Annotated in this window: 15 protein-coding genes; 14 read left to right on the forward strand and 1 reads right to left on the reverse strand. The window is 68.1% G+C overall.

Going from position 1 to position 16,996, the window contains the following annotated elements; translation table 11 throughout:
- The first annotated feature begins 3 nt into the window (after positions 1-3).
- Entirely contained in the window at positions 4-1,452 is a 1,449-nt protein-coding gene (locus KGA65_RS03295; protein ID WP_225861726.1) for an NAD-dependent succinate-semialdehyde dehydrogenase, read from the forward strand.
- Positions 1,453-1,461: 9 nt separating this feature from the next.
- Here the strand turns inward: KGA65_RS03295 and KGA65_RS03300 are convergent, their stop codons facing one another.
- Complete coding sequence (locus tag KGA65_RS03300; protein WP_225861727.1) at positions 1,462-2,214, reverse strand: IclR family transcriptional regulator; 753 nt, start codon at positions 2,212-2,214, stop codon at positions 1,462-1,464.
- A 383-nt stretch (positions 2,215-2,597) separates the two neighbouring features.
- Here KGA65_RS03300 and KGA65_RS03305 point away from each other — a divergent pair, with 383 nt between their 5' ends.
- From KGA65_RS03305 to KGA65_RS03365, 13 genes are all read left to right on the forward strand, one after another.
- Positions 2,598-3,767 (forward strand): ABC transporter substrate-binding protein, encoded by a 1,170-nt coding sequence (locus KGA65_RS03305; protein ID WP_225861728.1) that lies wholly within the window; start codon positions 2,598-2,600, stop codon positions 3,765-3,767.
- A gap of 22 nt (positions 3,768-3,789) precedes the next feature.
- A complete protein-coding gene (locus tag KGA65_RS03310) occupies positions 3,790-4,659 on the forward strand; it encodes a branched-chain amino acid ABC transporter permease (protein ID WP_225861729.1) in 870 nt (289 codons plus the stop codon).
- Positions 4,643-6,319: a branched-chain amino acid ABC transporter ATP-binding protein/permease gene (locus KGA65_RS03315; protein ID WP_225861730.1), complete on the forward strand. Its 1,677-nt coding sequence runs from the start codon at positions 4,643-4,645 to the stop codon at positions 6,317-6,319. Before KGA65_RS03310 ends, KGA65_RS03315 begins: the two co-directional genes overlap by 17 nt.
- A gap of 5 nt (positions 6,320-6,324) precedes the next feature.
- Entirely contained in the window at positions 6,325-7,026 is a 702-nt protein-coding gene (locus tag KGA65_RS03320) for an ABC transporter ATP-binding protein (RefSeq protein WP_225861731.1), read from the forward strand.
- A gap of 67 nt (positions 7,027-7,093) precedes the next feature.
- A complete protein-coding gene (locus KGA65_RS03325; protein WP_225861732.1) occupies positions 7,094-8,743 on the forward strand; it encodes a GMC family oxidoreductase in 1,650 nt (549 codons plus the stop codon).
- A 32-nt stretch (positions 8,744-8,775) separates the two neighbouring features.
- Complete coding sequence (locus tag KGA65_RS03330; RefSeq protein ID WP_225861733.1) at positions 8,776-10,242, forward strand: aldehyde dehydrogenase family protein; 1,467 nt, start codon at positions 8,776-8,778, stop codon at positions 10,240-10,242.
- A gap of 177 nt (positions 10,243-10,419) precedes the next feature.
- On the forward strand, positions 10,420-11,514 hold the full coding sequence (locus KGA65_RS03335) for a porin (RefSeq protein WP_225861734.1): 1,095 nt from the start codon (positions 10,420-10,422) through the stop codon (positions 11,512-11,514).
- Positions 11,515-11,544: 30 nt separating this feature from the next.
- Complete coding sequence (locus tag KGA65_RS03340; RefSeq protein WP_225861735.1) at positions 11,545-12,027, forward strand: MarR family winged helix-turn-helix transcriptional regulator; 483 nt, start codon at positions 11,545-11,547, stop codon at positions 12,025-12,027.
- A 242-nt stretch (positions 12,028-12,269) separates the two neighbouring features.
- On the forward strand, positions 12,270-13,310 hold the full coding sequence (locus KGA65_RS03345) for a beta propeller repeat protein (RefSeq protein ID WP_225861736.1): 1,041 nt from the start codon (positions 12,270-12,272) through the stop codon (positions 13,308-13,310).
- An 11-nt stretch (positions 13,311-13,321) separates the two neighbouring features.
- A complete protein-coding gene (locus tag KGA65_RS03350; protein WP_225861737.1) occupies positions 13,322-13,774 on the forward strand; it encodes a VOC family protein in 453 nt (150 codons plus the stop codon).
- Positions 13,775-13,807: 33 nt separating this feature from the next.
- Positions 13,808-15,433, forward strand: a complete 1,626-nt coding sequence (locus tag KGA65_RS03355) for a bifunctional 3-(3-hydroxy-phenyl)propionate/3-hydroxycinnamic acid hydroxylase (protein WP_225861738.1) — start codon at positions 13,808-13,810, stop codon at positions 15,431-15,433.
- Between the two features lie 136 nt (positions 15,434-15,569).
- Positions 15,570-16,205, forward strand: a complete 636-nt coding sequence (locus tag KGA65_RS03360; RefSeq protein ID WP_225861739.1) for a flavin reductase family protein — start codon at positions 15,570-15,572, stop codon at positions 16,203-16,205.
- Positions 16,206-16,364: 159 nt separating this feature from the next.
- A complete protein-coding gene (locus KGA65_RS03365) occupies positions 16,365-16,754 on the forward strand; it encodes a tautomerase family protein (protein ID WP_225861740.1) in 390 nt (129 codons plus the stop codon).
- Positions 16,755-16,996: the final 242 nt, after the last annotated feature.

Consider the following 16,996-nt stretch of genomic DNA (forward strand, 5'->3'; position numbering starts at 1 on the left):
GCCATGCTTGAACTGAACGATCCCTCCCTGCTGCCTGGTCGCTGCCTGCTGGGCGGTCAATGGCGCACGGCCGAACGCACCATCGACGTGATGAACCCCGGTCGCGGCGGTCTGGTGGGCACGGTGCCCCGCATGGGCCGTGCGGAGACCCAGGCGGCCATCGAGGCGGCGGCCACGGCCTGGGCCGACTGGCGAGCCCGCCCGGCCAAGGAGCGCTCGGCCATCCTGCTGGCCTGGTACCAGGCGGTTCTGGGGGCCCAGGAGGACCTGGCCCGCATCATGACCGCCGAGCAGGGCAAGCCACTGGCCGAGGCCCGCGGGGAAGTGGCCTATGCCGCCTCTTTCCTCCAATGGTTTGGTGAAGAGGCCAAGCGCGTCTATGGCGACACCATCCCGGCCCCATTGCGCTCGCAGCGCATCGTGGTGACCAAGGAGCCGGTGGGCGTGTGCGCCGCCATCACGCCCTGGAACTTCCCCGCCGCGATGATCACCCGCAAGGCCGGGGCCGCGTTGGCCGCGGGCTGCACCATGGTGGTCAAGCCGGCCAGCCAGACGCCCCTGACCGCGTTGGCCCTGGCCGTGCTGGCCGAGCGCGCGGGGGTACCGGCGGGGGTGCTGTCGGTCATCACGGGCTCGGCCAGTGAGATCGGCGACGAGCTGACCCGCAACCCGCTGGTGCGCAAGCTCAGCTTCACCGGCTCCACCGAGGTCGGCCGCACCCTGATGCGCCAGTGCGCGGACACGGTCAAGAAGGTGTCGATGGAGCTGGGCGGCAACGCGCCCTTCATCGTCTTCGACGATGCCGATCTGGACGCCGCGGTGGAGGGGGCGCTGGCTTCCAAGTACCGCAACGCGGGCCAGACCTGCGTCTGCGCCAACCGCTTCTATGTGCAGGCCGGGGTGTACGAGCGCTTTGCCGACAAGCTGGCCGCCGCCGTCTCGGCCCTGCAGGTGGGGCCGGGCGATGAAGCCGGGGTGACGGTCGGCCCGCTGATCGACACCCGGGCGGTGGACAAGGTCGAAGAGCATGTGGCGGACGCCCTGGCCCAGGGGGCTGCGGTCCGCCTCGGCGGCCGGCGCCATGCCCTGGGTGGCTCGTTCTATGAGCCCACCATCCTCACCGGTGCCACGCAGGCGATGAAGGTGGCCCGCGAAGAGACCTTCGGTCCGCTGGCGCCGCTGTTTCGCTTCGAGACCGAGGACGAGGTGGTGGCCATGGCCAACGACACCGAGTTCGGTCTGGCCAGCTACTTCTACGCCCGGGACCTGGGACGCGTCTGGCGGGTGGCCGAGCGCCTGGAGTACGGCATGGTCGGCGTCAACACCGGCCTGATCTCCAACGAGGTGGCGCCCTTCGGTGGCGTCAAGCAGTCGGGCCTGGGCCGCGAAGGCTCGCACTACGGCATCGACGACTACCTGGTCATCAAGTACATCAACATGGCCGGCATCTGAGCCGGGCCGTCATGGGGGCGTCAGCCGCTGGGCCAGGCGCGCCGTGACCTGCTGGGCCGACTGCAGCAGCAGGCGGCCGAGTTCCTCTTCCTTGAAGCGCTCGTAATGGTCGGGATGGAAGATCAGCGTCATGCTGCCGGCGATCTCGCCGGTCGGGAAGAACACCGGTGCGGCGATGCCGACCGCGCCGGTCTCCACCTCCTGGCGCGACACCCAGTAGCCGTTGCGGCGGATGGCCTCCATCAGCGCGGCAAAGGCCGGCCAGTCGCCGCCCAGGGCCTGCACGTCGGGCTCTTGCTGGTGGCTGTTCCAGATGCGCTTGAGCCGGCTGCCGCGCAGGTGGGCCAGGATCACCTTGGAGCTGCAGCTGCGGAAGGTCGGGACGGCCTGGCCGCGGCCGTACAGCAGGTCCGTCCTGGCCACCGGCGCGGTCTGGTGGATGTTGATGATCTGGTCGTTGTACATCGAGGCGAGCAGGCCCATCGAGTAGGTCATCTGCGCGACCTCCGAGAGCACCTCGTCGGCCGAGTTGATCAGCGGGTCCGACTCGCGAATGCGGTAGTCGAACTGGATGATCCGCGGCCCCAGGCCATAGGTGCCGGCGTTGCTGACGAGCAGGCCCGCGTGCATCAGCTCGGCGATGTAGCGGTAGCAGGTGGTGCGGGCCAGATGCAGTTGGTCGGCGATCTGGTCGGCGGTGAGTGCGGTGTTCTCTTTGGTGAAGAGATCCAGCACCGAGAGCATCCGGGTGAGGCTGGACATGCGTTCGGGTGGGTTGTAGAGGCGAACGGGCGCGGATTGTACGAAGCACCCGTGATGCGGGATCGGTCGGTTCACGACAATTAAATCCCGTAATTCGGGACTACACCGGTTGTTTCTGTGGGTGGCCGATGAAAAACTGGCACCAACAGCGACATGTGTTGCGACGAGAGCCCCAATTTGGTGAGAAATGGATCCCAAATTGGAGGATTCAAGCCGAATGAGTGGCTCTCAAGCTGGCACGGTCGTTGCCTTTCATCAAACAAGTCCCTCAATGTGGGACTGATTAGCGGGTTGGGCGAAGACGATTCGCTCTGGATCAAGGTGGCGGCGCGCGGGGTGCTGTTCACCGGTGAAGTGGGATCAGCAAGGAAAGGACAGCTGAGATGAATGAAGTGAGCAAGCGGGCGGTGCAGGCCGCCGTGTCCATCGTCACGGCCCTGGCTGCCGGCATGGCAGGGGCGGCCGAGCCGATCCGCATCGGATCGCTGGCCTCGATCTCCGGGCCGATGAGCCTGCCCGAGTCGTCGGCGGCCGCCAAGGCGGTGTTCGACCGCGTCAACGCGCAGGGCGGCATCCAGGGGCGACCCATCGAGTACATCGTGCTGGACGACAAGGGCGATGCCGGGGCCACGGCCCAGGCGGCGCGCGATCTGGTGGATTCCAAGGGCGTGATGGCTTTTGCCGGCACGGCCAGCCTGCAGGACTGCACGGTCAACGGCAACCTCTACAAGCAGCGTGGCGTGCTCTCGATCCCCGGTGTGGGCGGCGAGTTCAGCTGCTACCGCAACAAGAGCTTCGCGCCGGTGAGCGTGGGTCCGGCCCGCGGCACGCTGGCCACCCTGATGTTCACCTCCGAACGCCTGAAGAAGCAGAAGATCTGCGCCTTCCTGCTGGGCATTCCCGCCCACGGCGCGGGCAATGCCTGGGCGGTGGAGAACTTCGGCAAGCTCACTGGCAAGAAGCTGGCCCTGGTGGACACCACCGTGCTGCCCAACGATGACATGACCCCGCATGTGCTCAAGGCCAAGAAGGCCGACTGCGATGCCATCGTCTTCAGCGGCACCGAGCAGATGGACCTGGCCTGGTACAAGGCCATGAAGACCCAGGGCATGCAGAGCGTGACCGCGGTGTTCCTGACCCCGGCCTACACCACCAACTTCGCCAAGCTGCTGGGCAAGGACGGCGACGGTGTCTACGCCAACTCCGAGTACGAGCCCTTTCTGTCGGACAGCCCGGTGCTGGCCGACTGGCGCAAGCTGATGGCCCAGGCCAAGGTGCCCGAGTCCTCGTTCGCCCAGGGCGGCTATGTGTCGGCCATGCTGCTGGTCGAAGCCCTCAAGCGTGTGAAGGGCCCCATCACCCGCGAGTCGGTCACGGCCGAACTGCGGGCCACCAAGGGTGAGCGCGCCCTGCGCAACCCGATGTTGGGCCAGGCCTTCGCCTTTGACGAGCGCGCGGATGTGCTGAAGACCTCGGCCACGAAGTTCCTGCTGTTGACGGACGGCAAGTGGAACACCGTGACGCCGGAGTTCTTCATCACCACGGCGAAGTGATCGATTCAGCGGGCAGTTCGAGATGATGGATATCCTGGCCTCCGGGCTGATCGTGGGGGCGGCCTATGCCGCCCTCGGGATCGGGCTCACCTTGGTTGCAAAGATGAGCGGGGTGGTGAGCTTTGCGCAATCCGCCGTCGCTTTGTTGGGCTGTTTCACCGGCTTGGTCGTGGCCAAGGCCGCGGACCTGCCCCCCATCGGTGGGGTGCTGATCGGCGTGCTGGTGGGCACCCTGGTGGGCGGGATCTTCGGCGCCATCATCGCCCGCTGGTTCCAGGGGGCCGACGTGCGGGTCAAGTCGTCGGCCACCATCGCGCTGATGATCGGCGGGCTGACCCTCGGGGCCCGCGTCTTCGGTGACGTGCCCCGGGAGGCGCCCAGCCTGGTCGGCGGCGCGGTGGTGTCGCTGGGCGGCGTGCGGCTGGATGCGGGGCTGTTCCTCGCCCTGGGGCTGGCCGCGGGCCTGGCCGTCGGGCTGGACCTCTTCGTGCGCCGCACCCACGCCGGCACCCGCCTGATGGCCTTTGCCGAGCGTCCGGTCACGGCGGAGCTGATCGGCATCCCCTCGACCTTCCTGACCATCGCGGTCTGGGCGGCCGCGGGCGGCATCTCGTCGCTGTCGCTGAACATCATCATGTCCTCGACCGCACGCAGCGCCAACTTCATGTCGTTGAGCCTGCTGATCATCCCGGCGCTGTGCGCGGCCCTGATCGGCAAGTTCCAGGGCTTCTACGCGACCCTGGTCGGCGGGCTGGTGCTGGGCATCCTGGAGGCGGGCCTGCTGGCCTGGCCGGAGGTGGCGTCCTATGCGCAGGCGGTCTATCTGCCGGTGATCCTGGTGGTGCTGTTCTGGATGAACCGGAAGGAGGTGTGGGATGGTCAGCGTGGTTAAGCGTCTGGGCCTGGGCGGGGACCTGGTGCTGCTGGCCATCGGGCTGGGCGGCTTCCTGATGAGCCCCTATTACGTGTTCCTCTTCACCTCGGTGGCCATCACCGCGCTGATCTGCCTGAGCGTGGGGGTGACGACCGAGCGGGCGGGCGTGATCTCGCTGTGCCAGGTCGCCTTTGCGGGCGTGGGGGGTTGGACCAACACCTGGCTGCTGCACCTGTTCCCCGAATCGGCCTGGGCCGTGCCGGTGGGCTTGCTGCTGGCCGGCCTGGTGCCCGCGCTGATGTCGCTGGTGCTGGTGCTGCCCACGCTGCGGGTGCGCGGTGTCCACCTGGCCATCGTGACGCTGGCCTTTGCCCTGGTGGTCAACCTGGTCCTCACCCGGATCAACTTCCCGGGCTTCGACGAGGGCTTCAGCTATCTGCGCAGCGGTTGGCTGGAAAGCGACCCCGCGCTGCTGATGCTGTGCGTGCTGCTGGTCATCGCCATCAGCCGCACCCTGGTGTGGATGGAGCAGCGCCCGGTCGGCGCCGCGTGGTTCGGTGTCAAGTTCAGTGAGCGTGCGCTGGCGGCCTTCGGGGTCAGCGTGCCGGGCGCCAAGCTCAAGGCCTTTGCGGTCGGCGCCTTTGTCGCAGGCATCGCCGGCGGGCTGCTGGAACTGCAGCTGGGTTCGCTGTCGGCGCGCAACTTCGAGCCCATGTCCTCGCTGGTGATCTTCGCGCTGGCGGTGCTGTCGGGCTCGCGCTTCCTGTCCGGGGCGCTGGTGGCGGCGCTGCTGACCTGGTTCGTGCCGGAATTCCTCACCGCCATCGGGCTGGGGGAATGGAAGGACATGGGGGATCTGCTGTTCGCCGCCGGCGCGCTGCATGCCCTGCACGGTCGCATGCGCAGCCATGCGGCGGCCCGCCCGGGTGACAACCCGGTGTCCGGCACGGAACTGCCGGCGCTGGTGGTCTCGGACAAGGCCCAGCCGGCCGAGCTCACGCTGGACCAGCTGACGGTCCGCTACGGGGCGACCCAGGCCGTGTCCGATGTCTGCGTGTCCATCCGGCGGGGCAGCGTGACCGGTCTGGTGGGCCCCAACGGAGCGGGCAAGTCCTCGCTGGTCGATGCCATCACGGGCTTCACCGCTGCCTCCGGCCGGGTCCTGCTGGATGGCAAGGACTACAGCGCGCTGGCGCCGGCGGCGCGGGCGCTGGGGGCGATGCGCCGCACCTTCCAGGTGGGGCGCGCGATCCCGGAACTGACGATCCGCCAGTACGTCAGCCTGGCCAGCGGGCGCGCGCAGGACGACCAGACACTGGGGCCCCTGCTGTGCTGGCTGGGCTGCCCCGCCGCGGACACGCTGATCGCCCAGCTGGATGTGGGCACGCGCCGGCTCATCGAGCTGGCCGCCGCCCTGGCCTCGCGTCCCCGCCTGCTGCTGCTGGACGAACCGGCCGCGGGCATGAGCGCCCACGAGTCGGGGCGGCTGGGCCAGGTCATCCAGGCCATTCCGCAGGTCTTTGGCTGCACGGTGCTGCTGATCGAGCACGACCTGCCGCTGATCCGCAAGGTGTGCAGCGATCTGCTGGTGCTGGAGTTCGGCAAGGTGATCGCCAAGGGACCGGTGGATGAGACGCTGGCCTTGCCCCACGTCGTTGAAGCCTACATCGGAGCATGAGTCGCATGAACGTTCTGGAAATCGATGGCGTGTCGGCCTCCCGCGGGGGATCGCAGGTGGTGCGCCAGGTCAGTTTTGCGATTCCCGACCGCAGCATCACCGTGCTGCTCGGGCCCAACGGGGCCGGCAAGAGCACCCTGCTCGACGGCATTGCCGGCGTGCTGGCGCTGGACGAGGGCACGGTGCGGCTGGAGGGCGACTCCCTGCAGGGGCTCAAGGCGCGCCAGCGCTTTCAGCGCGGCGTGGCCTATGTGGAGCAGGGGCGCACCGTGTTTCCGCGCTTGTCGGTGCGCAAGAACATCGAGGCCGCCGCCCCCAGTGCCCAGGCCGCAGCACGCGGGCTGGCCCAAACGCTGGAGATCTTCCCGGAGCTCGAGAAGCGTCTGGAGGTGCCCGCCGGCATGTTGTCGGGCGGCGAGCAGCAGATGATCGTGCTGGGCCGGGCCTTGATCAACCAGCCACGGCTGCTGCTGATCGACGAGCTTTCGCTGGGTCTGGCGCCGCTGGTGGTGCAGCGCTTCATGCCGCTGCTCACGCGCCTGAAGGCGCAGAGCGTGGCGGTGCTGCTGGTGGAGCAGTACGCCCAGGCGGCGCTGGCCATTGGCGACGACGCGGTGGTGCTGGCCCATGGCGAGGTGGTGTTGCGCGAGCGTTGCGAGCGCCTGCGCGAAGACCCGGCCCTGCTGCAGCGGGCCTATCTGGGGTAAGACAGGAATGACGATCGGGCCCGTTCTCGACATCGTGGACACGGGCCCCTGGCTTGAGGGCAAGGCAATGGAAACCAAGTTTGATTACGTGATCGTGGGCGGCGGCTCGGCCGGCTGCGTGGTGGCCAACCGGCTGTCCGCCAATCCGGCGGTGAAGGTCTGTCTGATCGAGGCGGGGCCGGACGATCGCCAGTTCCCGACCAACCAGCTGGTGAACACGCCGGCCGGCACGATGGGCCTGATGGCCAACCCACGCTACGACTGGATGTACACCTTGCGGGGTGGCCAGGAGGTGGCCCGCCGCGACATCTTCTGCCCGCGCGGCAAGGTGCTGGGCGGCAGCAGTGCCATCAACGGCACCATCTACATCCGCGGCAACCCGCGCGACTACGACCAGTGGGCTCGGCTGGGCAACACCGGCTGGGGCTATGACCAGGTGCTGCCCCTGTTCAAGCGCCACGAAAACCGCCTGGCCGGTGGCAACGCCTTCCACGGCACCGGGGGCGAGCTCAACGTCACGAACCTGCGCAGCCCGCAGGGGGTGAGCAAGGCCTTTGTGGAGGCCGCACTGGAAGCCGGCTACCCCGCCAACGGCGACTTCAACGGCACGACCCAGGAGGGCTTCGGCTTCTTCGAGGTCAACCAGACGCGGGGCGAGCGCATGAGCTCGGCGCGGGCCTTCCTGCACCCGGTGGCCCACCGGCCCAACCTCACCCTCCTGACCGGCACGGCCACACAGCGCGTGGTGCTGCAGGGCCGGCGCGCCACGGGCGTGGAGGTGCTGGTGGACGGGCGCAGGCAGTTGATCGAGGCCCGCCGCGAGGTGGTGCTGTCCGCCGGCGCCATCGGCTCACCGCAGCTGCTGATGCTCTCGGGCATCGGCCCGGCCGAACACCTGCGCAGCCACGGCATTGCCGTGATGCACGACCTGCCCGGCGTGGGCGAGAACTTCCAGGACCACCAGGATGTGCTGGTGATCGCCAAGAGCCAGAGGCACGACCTGTTCGGCTGGTCGCTCGCGGCCCTGCCCTGGATGGCGGCCTCGCCCTTCCAGTTCTACCTGGCCCGGCGCGGCCCCTGGACCTCCAACACCGTGGAGGCGGGCGGCTTCCTCAAGAGCAACCCGACGCTGCAGGACCCGGACCTGCAGTTGATCATCCGGCCCCTGCTGGCCAACCAGCCGCAGCGCAAGATCCCGGTGGGCCATGGCTTCTCGGTGCACATCTCGCTGCTGCGCCCGGCCAGCCGTGGTGCGGTGCGCCTGGCGTCGGCCTCAGCGGCCGACAAGCCGGACCTGCGGCCGAACTTCCTGAGCGAGCGGGTGGATCTGGAGCGTCTGATGTACGGCGTGCGGGCCGTGCGCAAGATCATCCGCACCCCGGCCATGGCCGGCTACTTTGCCGAAGAGCTCTGGCCGGGCGCGGCGGCCGACTCGGACGCCGAGATCGAGCAGTTCGTGCGCGAGCATGTGGCCACCACCTTCCACCCCGCCGGCACCTGCAAGATGGGCGTGGACGAACGCGCCGTGGTGGACCCCCAGCTGCGGGTCCATGGCATCGAGGGCCTGCGCGTGGCCGACGCCTCCATCATGCCCACCATCATCAGTGGCAACACCAACGCACCCACCATCATGATCGGCGAGAAGTGCGCCCAGATGATGCTGGCGGGCGAGACGGTGGCCCGCCCCACGCCGTCGGGCGTGGCGGCCGCGGCCTGAGCCCGTTCCCTTCGGAATTCCTGGAGTACCCCATGTCTCAGTCCCAGATGGTCCTGAACTACATCAATGGCCAATCCGTGCCCGCGCAATCCGGCAGCACCTTTGACAAGGCCGAACCGGCCACCGGCGTCGTGCGCTGGCAGGTGGCCTCCGCCCGGGCGGAGGATGTCGACCAGGCGGTGCAGGCCGCGCAGGCCGCGTTCAAGGGGGCCTGGTCGGCCCTGTCGGGCGCTGCCCGCGGTCGCCTGATCCACCGACTGGCCGACCTGCTGGAGGCCCGCGCCTCGGCCTTTGCCGAGCTGCTGGCCCGTGAGCAGGGCCGCCCGGCCAGCGACCTGATGATGATGGACCTGCCGATGTGCGTGGACACGCTGCGCTACTTCGCGGGTTGGGCCGACAAGCTCGAAGGCCGCACCATCCCCACGGGCGGCTTCATGGGCACGCCCACGTTGAACTACACCCGGCGCGAGCCGGTGGGCGTGGTGGCCTTGATCGTGCCCTGGAACGCACCGCTGATGATCGCCATCTGGAAGCTGGCGCCGGCCCTGGCCGCGGGCTGCACGGTGGTCATCAAGACCTCCGAGGATGCCCCGGTGGCCGTGGGGGCGCTGGCTGCCTTGCTGGACGAGGCCGGCCTGCCGCCCGGGGTGGTCAACATCGTGCACGGCATGGGGCCGGAGGCGGGCGCCTCGCTGGTGGCCCATCCCCTGGTGCGCAAGATCAGCTTCACCGGCAGCACCCAGGTGGGCCGCCTGATCGGCCAGGCCGCTGCCAGCAGTTTCAAGCGGGTGACGCTGGAACTGGGTGGCAAGGCGCCGCAGATCGTGTTCGCCGATGCCGATCTGGACCAGGCGGTGCTGGGCCTGGCGATGGGGCTGTTCGTCAACCAGGGCCAGGTCTGCGCGGCGGGCTCACGCCTGCTGGTCCAGCGCAGCATCCTGCGCGACGTGGAGGACCGGCTGGCGGCCTGCGCGCGCGACATCCGGCTGGTGGGCCACGAGGCCGAACCGGCGCCGCCCTGGGTGCAGATGGGCGCGCTGATCAGCCCCCGGCACCGGGACCGGGTGCAGGAACACATCGACCGTGCCCTGGCCGAAGGGGCCCGCTGCATTGCCGGCGGCGAGGGCGCTCTGCCCAGCGGCGGCTACTACCTGCGCCCGACCCTGTTCACCGACGTGACGCCGGACATGCACCTGGCGCGCGAGGAGGTGTTCGGGCCGGTGGGGGCCATCCTGCCCTTTGACACCGAGGAAGAGGCCATCGCGCTGGCCAACGACTGTGTCTACGGCCTGTCGGCCTCGGTGTGGACGCGCGACCTGGCCACGGCCCACCGCGTGTCCGCCCAGCTGGAGGTGGGGGCCGTGGCCGTGAACTGCTGGAGTCCGCTGGATGCGCGCCTGCCCTGGGGCGGCGTCAAGGACAGCGGGGTGGGCAAGGACTTGTCGCGCCTGGCGCTGGACGCCTACCTGGAAGAGAAGACGGTGACCGTCGCGCTCTGAATCCACTGACCTGTCACTGAAAGACGCCGGCTCCCTCCCTTGCCCGGGGGCCGGTTGCCTGGCAGGCCACACGCTTGACCTGGGAACACACCGCGAAGCCTTTGGCGACGCGGTGAGGGCGAACTCATCTCTGCAATTTGAATTTCGGGGGTTTTTATGTTGAACGAGGAGAGATTCATGCCGGTGGGAATTCGTGCGGTGGCGACCGCGGTGTTGTGCTGTCTGGCGGGTGCCGCCCAAGCCCAGCAGGCGTCGTCGGTGAACATCTATGGCCTGCTGGACGTGGGCCTGGACTACAACAGCAACGTGGGTGGCAAGTCCCAGAAGGACGAGACCACCGGCATCCTGGCGCCCAACATCCTGGGTTTCAAGGGCGAGGAGGATCTGGGCGCCGGCCGCAAGGCCTTCTTCCAGCTCGAAACCCAGTTCGCGGTGGACACCGGCAGCACCATTGGCAACATGTGGGGCCGCCATGCCCTGGTGGGCCTGAAGTCGGCCACGCTGGGCTCGGTCCAGGCCGGCACGGTGTCGGACTTCATGTTCGACAAGCTCGGCGTCGGCCGCTGGGGCGGCGGCAAGATGTTCCCCTACGTCAGCCTGACCTTCACCCGCATGGGCCCGTTCTCGCGCTTCATGCCGACCGGCTCCTTCGACTATGACCGCGTGGCCCTGTCCAGCCGCATCAACAACGCGGTGCGTTACGACAGCCCGGACTACAACGGCTTCAGCTATGGCGCGCTGTACGGCTTTGGCGAGCAGTCCGGCGGCGTTGGCCTGAACAACACCGTCAGCCTGGGGGCCACCTACCTGACCGGTCCCTGGACGCTGCAGGCGGCCGGCACACGCCAGCGCCGCGGGGATGTCAACGACGGGCGCGATGGCCTGCAGACCTTCGGTGCCGGCGGCCGCTACGACTTTGCCAACGGCTCGTCCTTCGACTTCCTCTACACGAACGCGAAGAACACCTTCACCGACGGCAAGATCAATTCCTTCGAGATGGGCTACCTCTACCCGACCTCGGCCAACACCGGTCTGATCGGCCAGTACACCTACATGAAGGGCAATGACGTGATCGGTGGTGCGGGCGCGCACCAGATCAACACCAGCTTCCACTACAAGCTGTCGATGCGCACGCGGGTCTATGCCTCGTATGCCTGGCAGAAGGTGGTGGGCGGCGACGGTCTGGACCATGCCCAGATCATCGCGACGGCGGGCCAGTCCAGCAGCGACACGCAAGGGCTGTTCCGCCTGGGCCTGTTCCACGCCTTCTGAACGTCGGCCCGGCGTCCGTGGGGAGCATCGGTGGCTCAGTCCAAGCTGGCGCGGCACCTCGACTTGGACGAGGCGTTCGCACTGGGGGTGCCGCTGCTGGAGGGGCTGCACCAGGCGCAAGCCCTGTATGCCCGCCAGATGGATGCCCTCCTGCGGTCCCACGGTCTGACCACGGGCACCTGGCTGCTGCTGGCCGAGCTGAAGGACGCGGGGGGCTGCCCCCTGTCCGACCTGGCTTCGCGCATGAGCGTGCACCTGTCGACCCTCACCAAGACGGTTCAGCGCCTGGAGCAGGGCGGGTGGGTCCACCGCAGTCGGCCACCGGGTGACCTGCGGGTGTCCCTGCTTCAGCTCACCGCATGGGGGGGCGAACGTCTGGACGCGGTCAACGGTGCGCTTTCCGGCCCGCTGGCGCCCGGTGCCGTGGGCTTGTCCCCGGCGCAGTGGGGACAGGTGGCGCCGCTGCTGGCGACCCTCGTGCACCCGAGGCGGCGGCCACGGGTTTCACTTTAGGACGAGACCTTGCCCTCAAGGTCTGCTCGCGAGAGCGAGTTCACGGCGGGTGCTTGCACCCGCTTTTTTTTTTGCAGACACAAGCCCCGTTCCTCCGCTTGTCCGCAGATCAAGGAATCGCGCCGGAGAAGGCAGACGTTTGCGCTCCATCAAATTGCTTGTTTTCGTCTAAATGAGAATTCAGCAATTAATTCAGCGGTGGGCGGCCTGCCCGCTGCATCTCTTTCAAAGGAGTGCCGAACGTGAGCGAAGGAACGTGGTTGGTGGGAACGGCCGGGCAGGGGGTGCTGCGCAGTGCCGATGGCGGGGCCTCCTGGCATCGGCTGGGACTGCGGCAGGTGATGGAGTTCGATTCGGTGGTCCGGTCCCTGGCGATCAGTCCCGCCGATCCGGCGACGGTCTATGCCGGCGCCGACATGGGGCTGTGCGTCAGCCACGATGTGGGTGGCCGCTGGGAGCGGGTGTCTGCCCCGTTCGATGGCCAGACCGTCTGGAAGGTGGCGGTGGACCCACAGGATGCCCAGCGCATCTTCGTGGGCACCGGTGCGCCTTCGCGGGCGGTGCTGTGGCGTTCGCTGGATGGTGGCCGCAGCTGGACCCGCGCGCCGGTGGACATCCCCGAGCTCTGCGCCGGCGTGAACCGTCCGCGCCTGCTGGCCTTCGCCTTCGACCCCACCGATCGCAACCGCCTCTGGTTCGGGCTGGAGGAGGGCGGCCTGTTCCGCAGTGCCGATGGGGGCGACCACTGGGAGCGCGTGGACGATCGCCTGTTGTGGGACTTCCACACCGACATCCACGCCATCCATGTGCTGCCCAACCACGGGCGCAAGACGGTGGTGGTGGTCTGCGTCAATGCCGTCTACCGCAGTCACGACGACGGCCAGACCTGGGAAGGCATGCTGCCCCATGACGACTACGGGCTGTACTACGCCCGCACGCTGGGCGCGCCTGCCGGCAGCGAGGACACCCTCTACCTGGGCATTTCGGATGGCACGCCCGGCACCACCAGCCGCATCCTGGTGAGCCGGGACGCGGCCGAGCACTGGGAGGTGCTGCCGCTGCCACAGCAGCCGAACGCCTGCTTCTGGGCCATCGCGGTGAACCCGGCCGATGCGCGCCAGGTGATCGCCGGCACCAAGTACGGCCACCTGTTCACCTCCGGCGACGGCGGGCTGGGCTGGCGCAAGCAGTGGCGTGAGTTCAGCGAGATCAGCGATGTGCTGTGGTCGCCGGCCGTGGCCGACATCCACCCGGCCCACCAGTCGATTGCGCACAAGCGCTGAAGGAGCCGAGCATGAAGCCCACCATCGTGCGCAACCACATTGCGCTGTTCGTCTCCGATCCCGATGCCTCAGCCCGCTGGTACGCCGATGTGCTGGGCATGCAGGAGTGCGGCCGCTCCGAGCACTGGATCATGATGTCCTTCGGTCAGAAGCACCATGACATCGCCCTGATCCAGGCCGAGGCAGGGGCCCACCAGGGCGGCCTGGGCCTGCAGCACTACGGCATGGAGGTCGCTGGCGATCTCGACACGCTGCGGCGCCTGTACGGCATGTTGCTGTCGAAGAACGTGACCATCGTGAAGATCACCGACCGCGAGATTGGCATTGGTCTGTACTTCACCGACCCCGATGGCAACCGCCTGGAGTTCTTCCTCGAGACGGACCACGAGGATGCCCGCGCCAAGGCGCGTTTCCAGGCTGCGGGGGGCCCCAGCCGCCCCATCACGCTCGAACCGATCTTCTGAGCGCGGCCCCCTCACTTTTTCAGGAGCACAGTCATGAAACTTCACAACACCCAAGTGGTCATCGTGGGCGGTGGCCCCAACGGCATTGCAGCGGCTCACCACATGGGCCTGTACGGGCTGGACTGCGTGGTGCTGGAGACGGCCACCGACATCCTGCCGTACCCACGCGCCGTTGGCATGGACGACGAGGCCCTGCGCGTGCTGCAGACCGTCGGTGTGGCCGAGGATGCCCACCAGGACATGATCAGCCACGTGCCGCTGCGCTACTACAACGCCCGCGGGACCTGCTTTGCCGAAGTGAAGCCCACCAGCGTGGACAACGGCTGGCCCATGCGCAACCTGTTCATGCAGCAGCTGCTGGAGGCCACGATGCGCGAGCATCTGGTCCGCCGGCCCAGCGTGGACCTGCGCCTGGGCCACGAGATGACCGAACTCCAGCAGGACGAGGCCGGCGTCACCCTGACGGTCAAGCAGCCCGACGGCGAGCTCTATGCGCTGCGGGCCCAGGTCGTGGTGGGCGCCGACGGCGGGCGCTCCAGCGTGCGCAAGCTGCTGGGCCTGGAGCTGGTGGGCCTGACCCACCCGCGCAAGTGGGTCGTGGTCGATGCGGTGAACGATGAGCTCGACGCCCCCTACACCGCCCTGCATGCCAACCCGCAGCGGCCCTTCGTCTGCATCCAGCTGCCCTACCGCCAGCGGCGCTGGGAGTTCATGCTGATGGAGGACGAGGATGAGGACACGATGTGCGAGGAGGGCAACATCCGGCGCCTGATCCGGGCCCACATCGGCGATGCGGTCGACCGGCTGGAGATCATCCGCATCCGCGCCTACACCCACAACTCGCGCGTGGCCCAGCGCTTCGTCAAGGGGCGGGTGGCGCTGATCGGCGACGCGGCCCACATCACCCCGCCCTGGGCCGGCCAGGGCCTGAACTCCGGCCTGCGCGACGTGGGCAACCTGTGCTGGAAGGTGGCGATGGTGGTGCTGGGTCGGGCCGACGCCGCCATTCTGCAGACTTATGACACCGAACGCCGTGGCCATGCCACCGACCTGATCACCCTGGCCGACAACATGGGGGCCGTTCTGGGCATGACCAACCCGCTGGTCGCCGGTGTGCGGGACTGGCTGTTCCAGGCCGTGGACACGGTCGACAGCCTGCGCGAGCACCTGCTGGAATTCCGCTTCAAGCCGCGCGCCATCCTGACCCAGGGGCTGGTCCACCATGAGCGCCCGCTGGACGTGCGCGAAGAGGACCAGGTCGGGCAGCTGTTCATTCAGCCCTGGGTCGAGGATGCCCAAGGCCAGCGTCAACGGCTGGACGATGTGCTGGGCCCCTGGTACGCGGTGATTGGCTTTCGCACCAACCCCATCGCCCATCTCGGCGAGGAGGCGCAGGCCACCTGGCGGGCCCTGGACACCCGCTTCATCCAGGTCAACCGCTCCCGCAGCGGGTACGGGCGCCACCAGCCGCTGCAGACCGAAGGGGTGGTGTGCGTGGAGGATGTCGACAACCGCCTGGAGCAATGGTTCGGGCAGGTGCGTGACACGGTGGTGGTGGTTCGCCCCGACCGCTTCATCGCGGCCATCACCACGCCCGAGCGGCTGGCGTCGACGCTGGCCAAGCTCAAGCGCCAGTTTGAGGCGGGGCGCGGGCACTGAGCCGGGCCAGGTTCCGGGGCGACCGGGCGGCGGGATGCCCTCACCCGCTTGCTAGGATCGCTGCAAGGGGGGCCGTGGAGGACCTTCACGCCATGGCCACCCGGCCGGCAGCCCCCGGAACCTGCAAGGAACTGGAATGGACATCGATTTTTCGGGGCTGACGGCCTACCAGCGCTACAAGCTGATGGCCAGCTTGATCGTCCCGCGCCCGATCGCCTGGGTCACCACGCTGGGGCCGCAAGGCGTGGTCAATGCCGCGCCGTTCTCGATGTTCAACATGATCGGTGAGGACCCGCCGATCCTGATGCTGTCGGTCAACCGCCTGCAGGACGGTCGGCTGAAGGACACGGCGGCGAACATCCTGGCCCACGGCGAGTTCGTGGTGCACCTGTGTGACGAGCCCCTGGCCGAGCAGATGCACGCCTGCGGCGAGAGCCTGGCGCCGGAGGTGAGCGAGCTGGAGCGCTTCGGGCTGGCGACCGCGCCGTCCCAGTCGGTGCGGCCGCCACGCATCGCGCTGGCGCCGGTGGCCTTCGAATGCACCCTGCACGAGACGATGGAGACCGACAGCCGCTACGTGTTCATCGGCCGGGTGCGCTGGCTGCATGTGCGTGACGGGCTGGTGGACACCGACACCTGGCGGGTGCGGCTGCAGGATTACCACCCGGTGGGGCGGTTCGGCGCCAGCTTCTACGTCAAGACGAACGAGCGTTTCGTGATCGGCGCGCCGGGGGACACGGCGCCCACCCGCACCGCCATTGACGAACTGTGAGCCTGGCCCGGCCCACGGGCGGAATTAGAAGGCGCACTTCTTGCTTACAATTTTCATCAGCCAGGCTGCTTGCCCCAAATGGGTGAGAACCGCTGGGCCAGAAGTCCTCAATCGGAGCGCGGAGGAGACAGATTCCGTTTTGTTCGATTCGAGGTTGTCATGCCATTGCTGAAGTTCAACATCATCCGCGGCCGTTCCCGTCAAGAGATCGACACGCTCCTGGACGCCGCCCACGAGGCCATGCTCGAGGCCTTCAAGGTGCCCGAACGCGACCGCTACCAGATCGTGCTGGAGCACGACGCCCACATGCTGCGCGCCCTGGACACGGGCCTGGGCATCCCCCGCAGCGAGAAATTCGTGCTGCTGGAAGTGGTCTCCCGCCCCCGTTCCAAGGAAGCCAAGCAGGCCTTCTACAAGCTGATGGCGCAGACGCTGGAAAGCCGCTGTGGCATTTCGCCCAACGACCTGATGGTCAGTTTCGTGATCAACAGCGATGAGGACTGGTCCTTCGGCGGTGGCCGGGCCCAGTTCCTGACCGGCGAGCTCTGAAGCCCGCTTGACCACTGCCGCGGCTGTCATGCGACGGCCCTAAGCGGCAGTTGGCCCAACGGCGTTGACCTGACGCAAATCGCGCTGTGCGGTGCCTCTCGCAGAGGCTTGCAACAGCGCCGGGTTGATGCCGTTTCATCCCCCATCGGGATCGGGGCGCTCCCGCCACACTGGGAGGCTGCGACACACGTGCTGCCCATGTTTTCTCGCATCTGACCGCGGGACGCTTCGTGGGCGCCGCC

The organism is Ideonella benzenivorans, assembly GCF_020387415.1.
Taxonomy (GTDB): domain Bacteria; phylum Pseudomonadota; class Gammaproteobacteria; order Burkholderiales; family Burkholderiaceae_C; genus Ideonella; species Ideonella benzenivorans.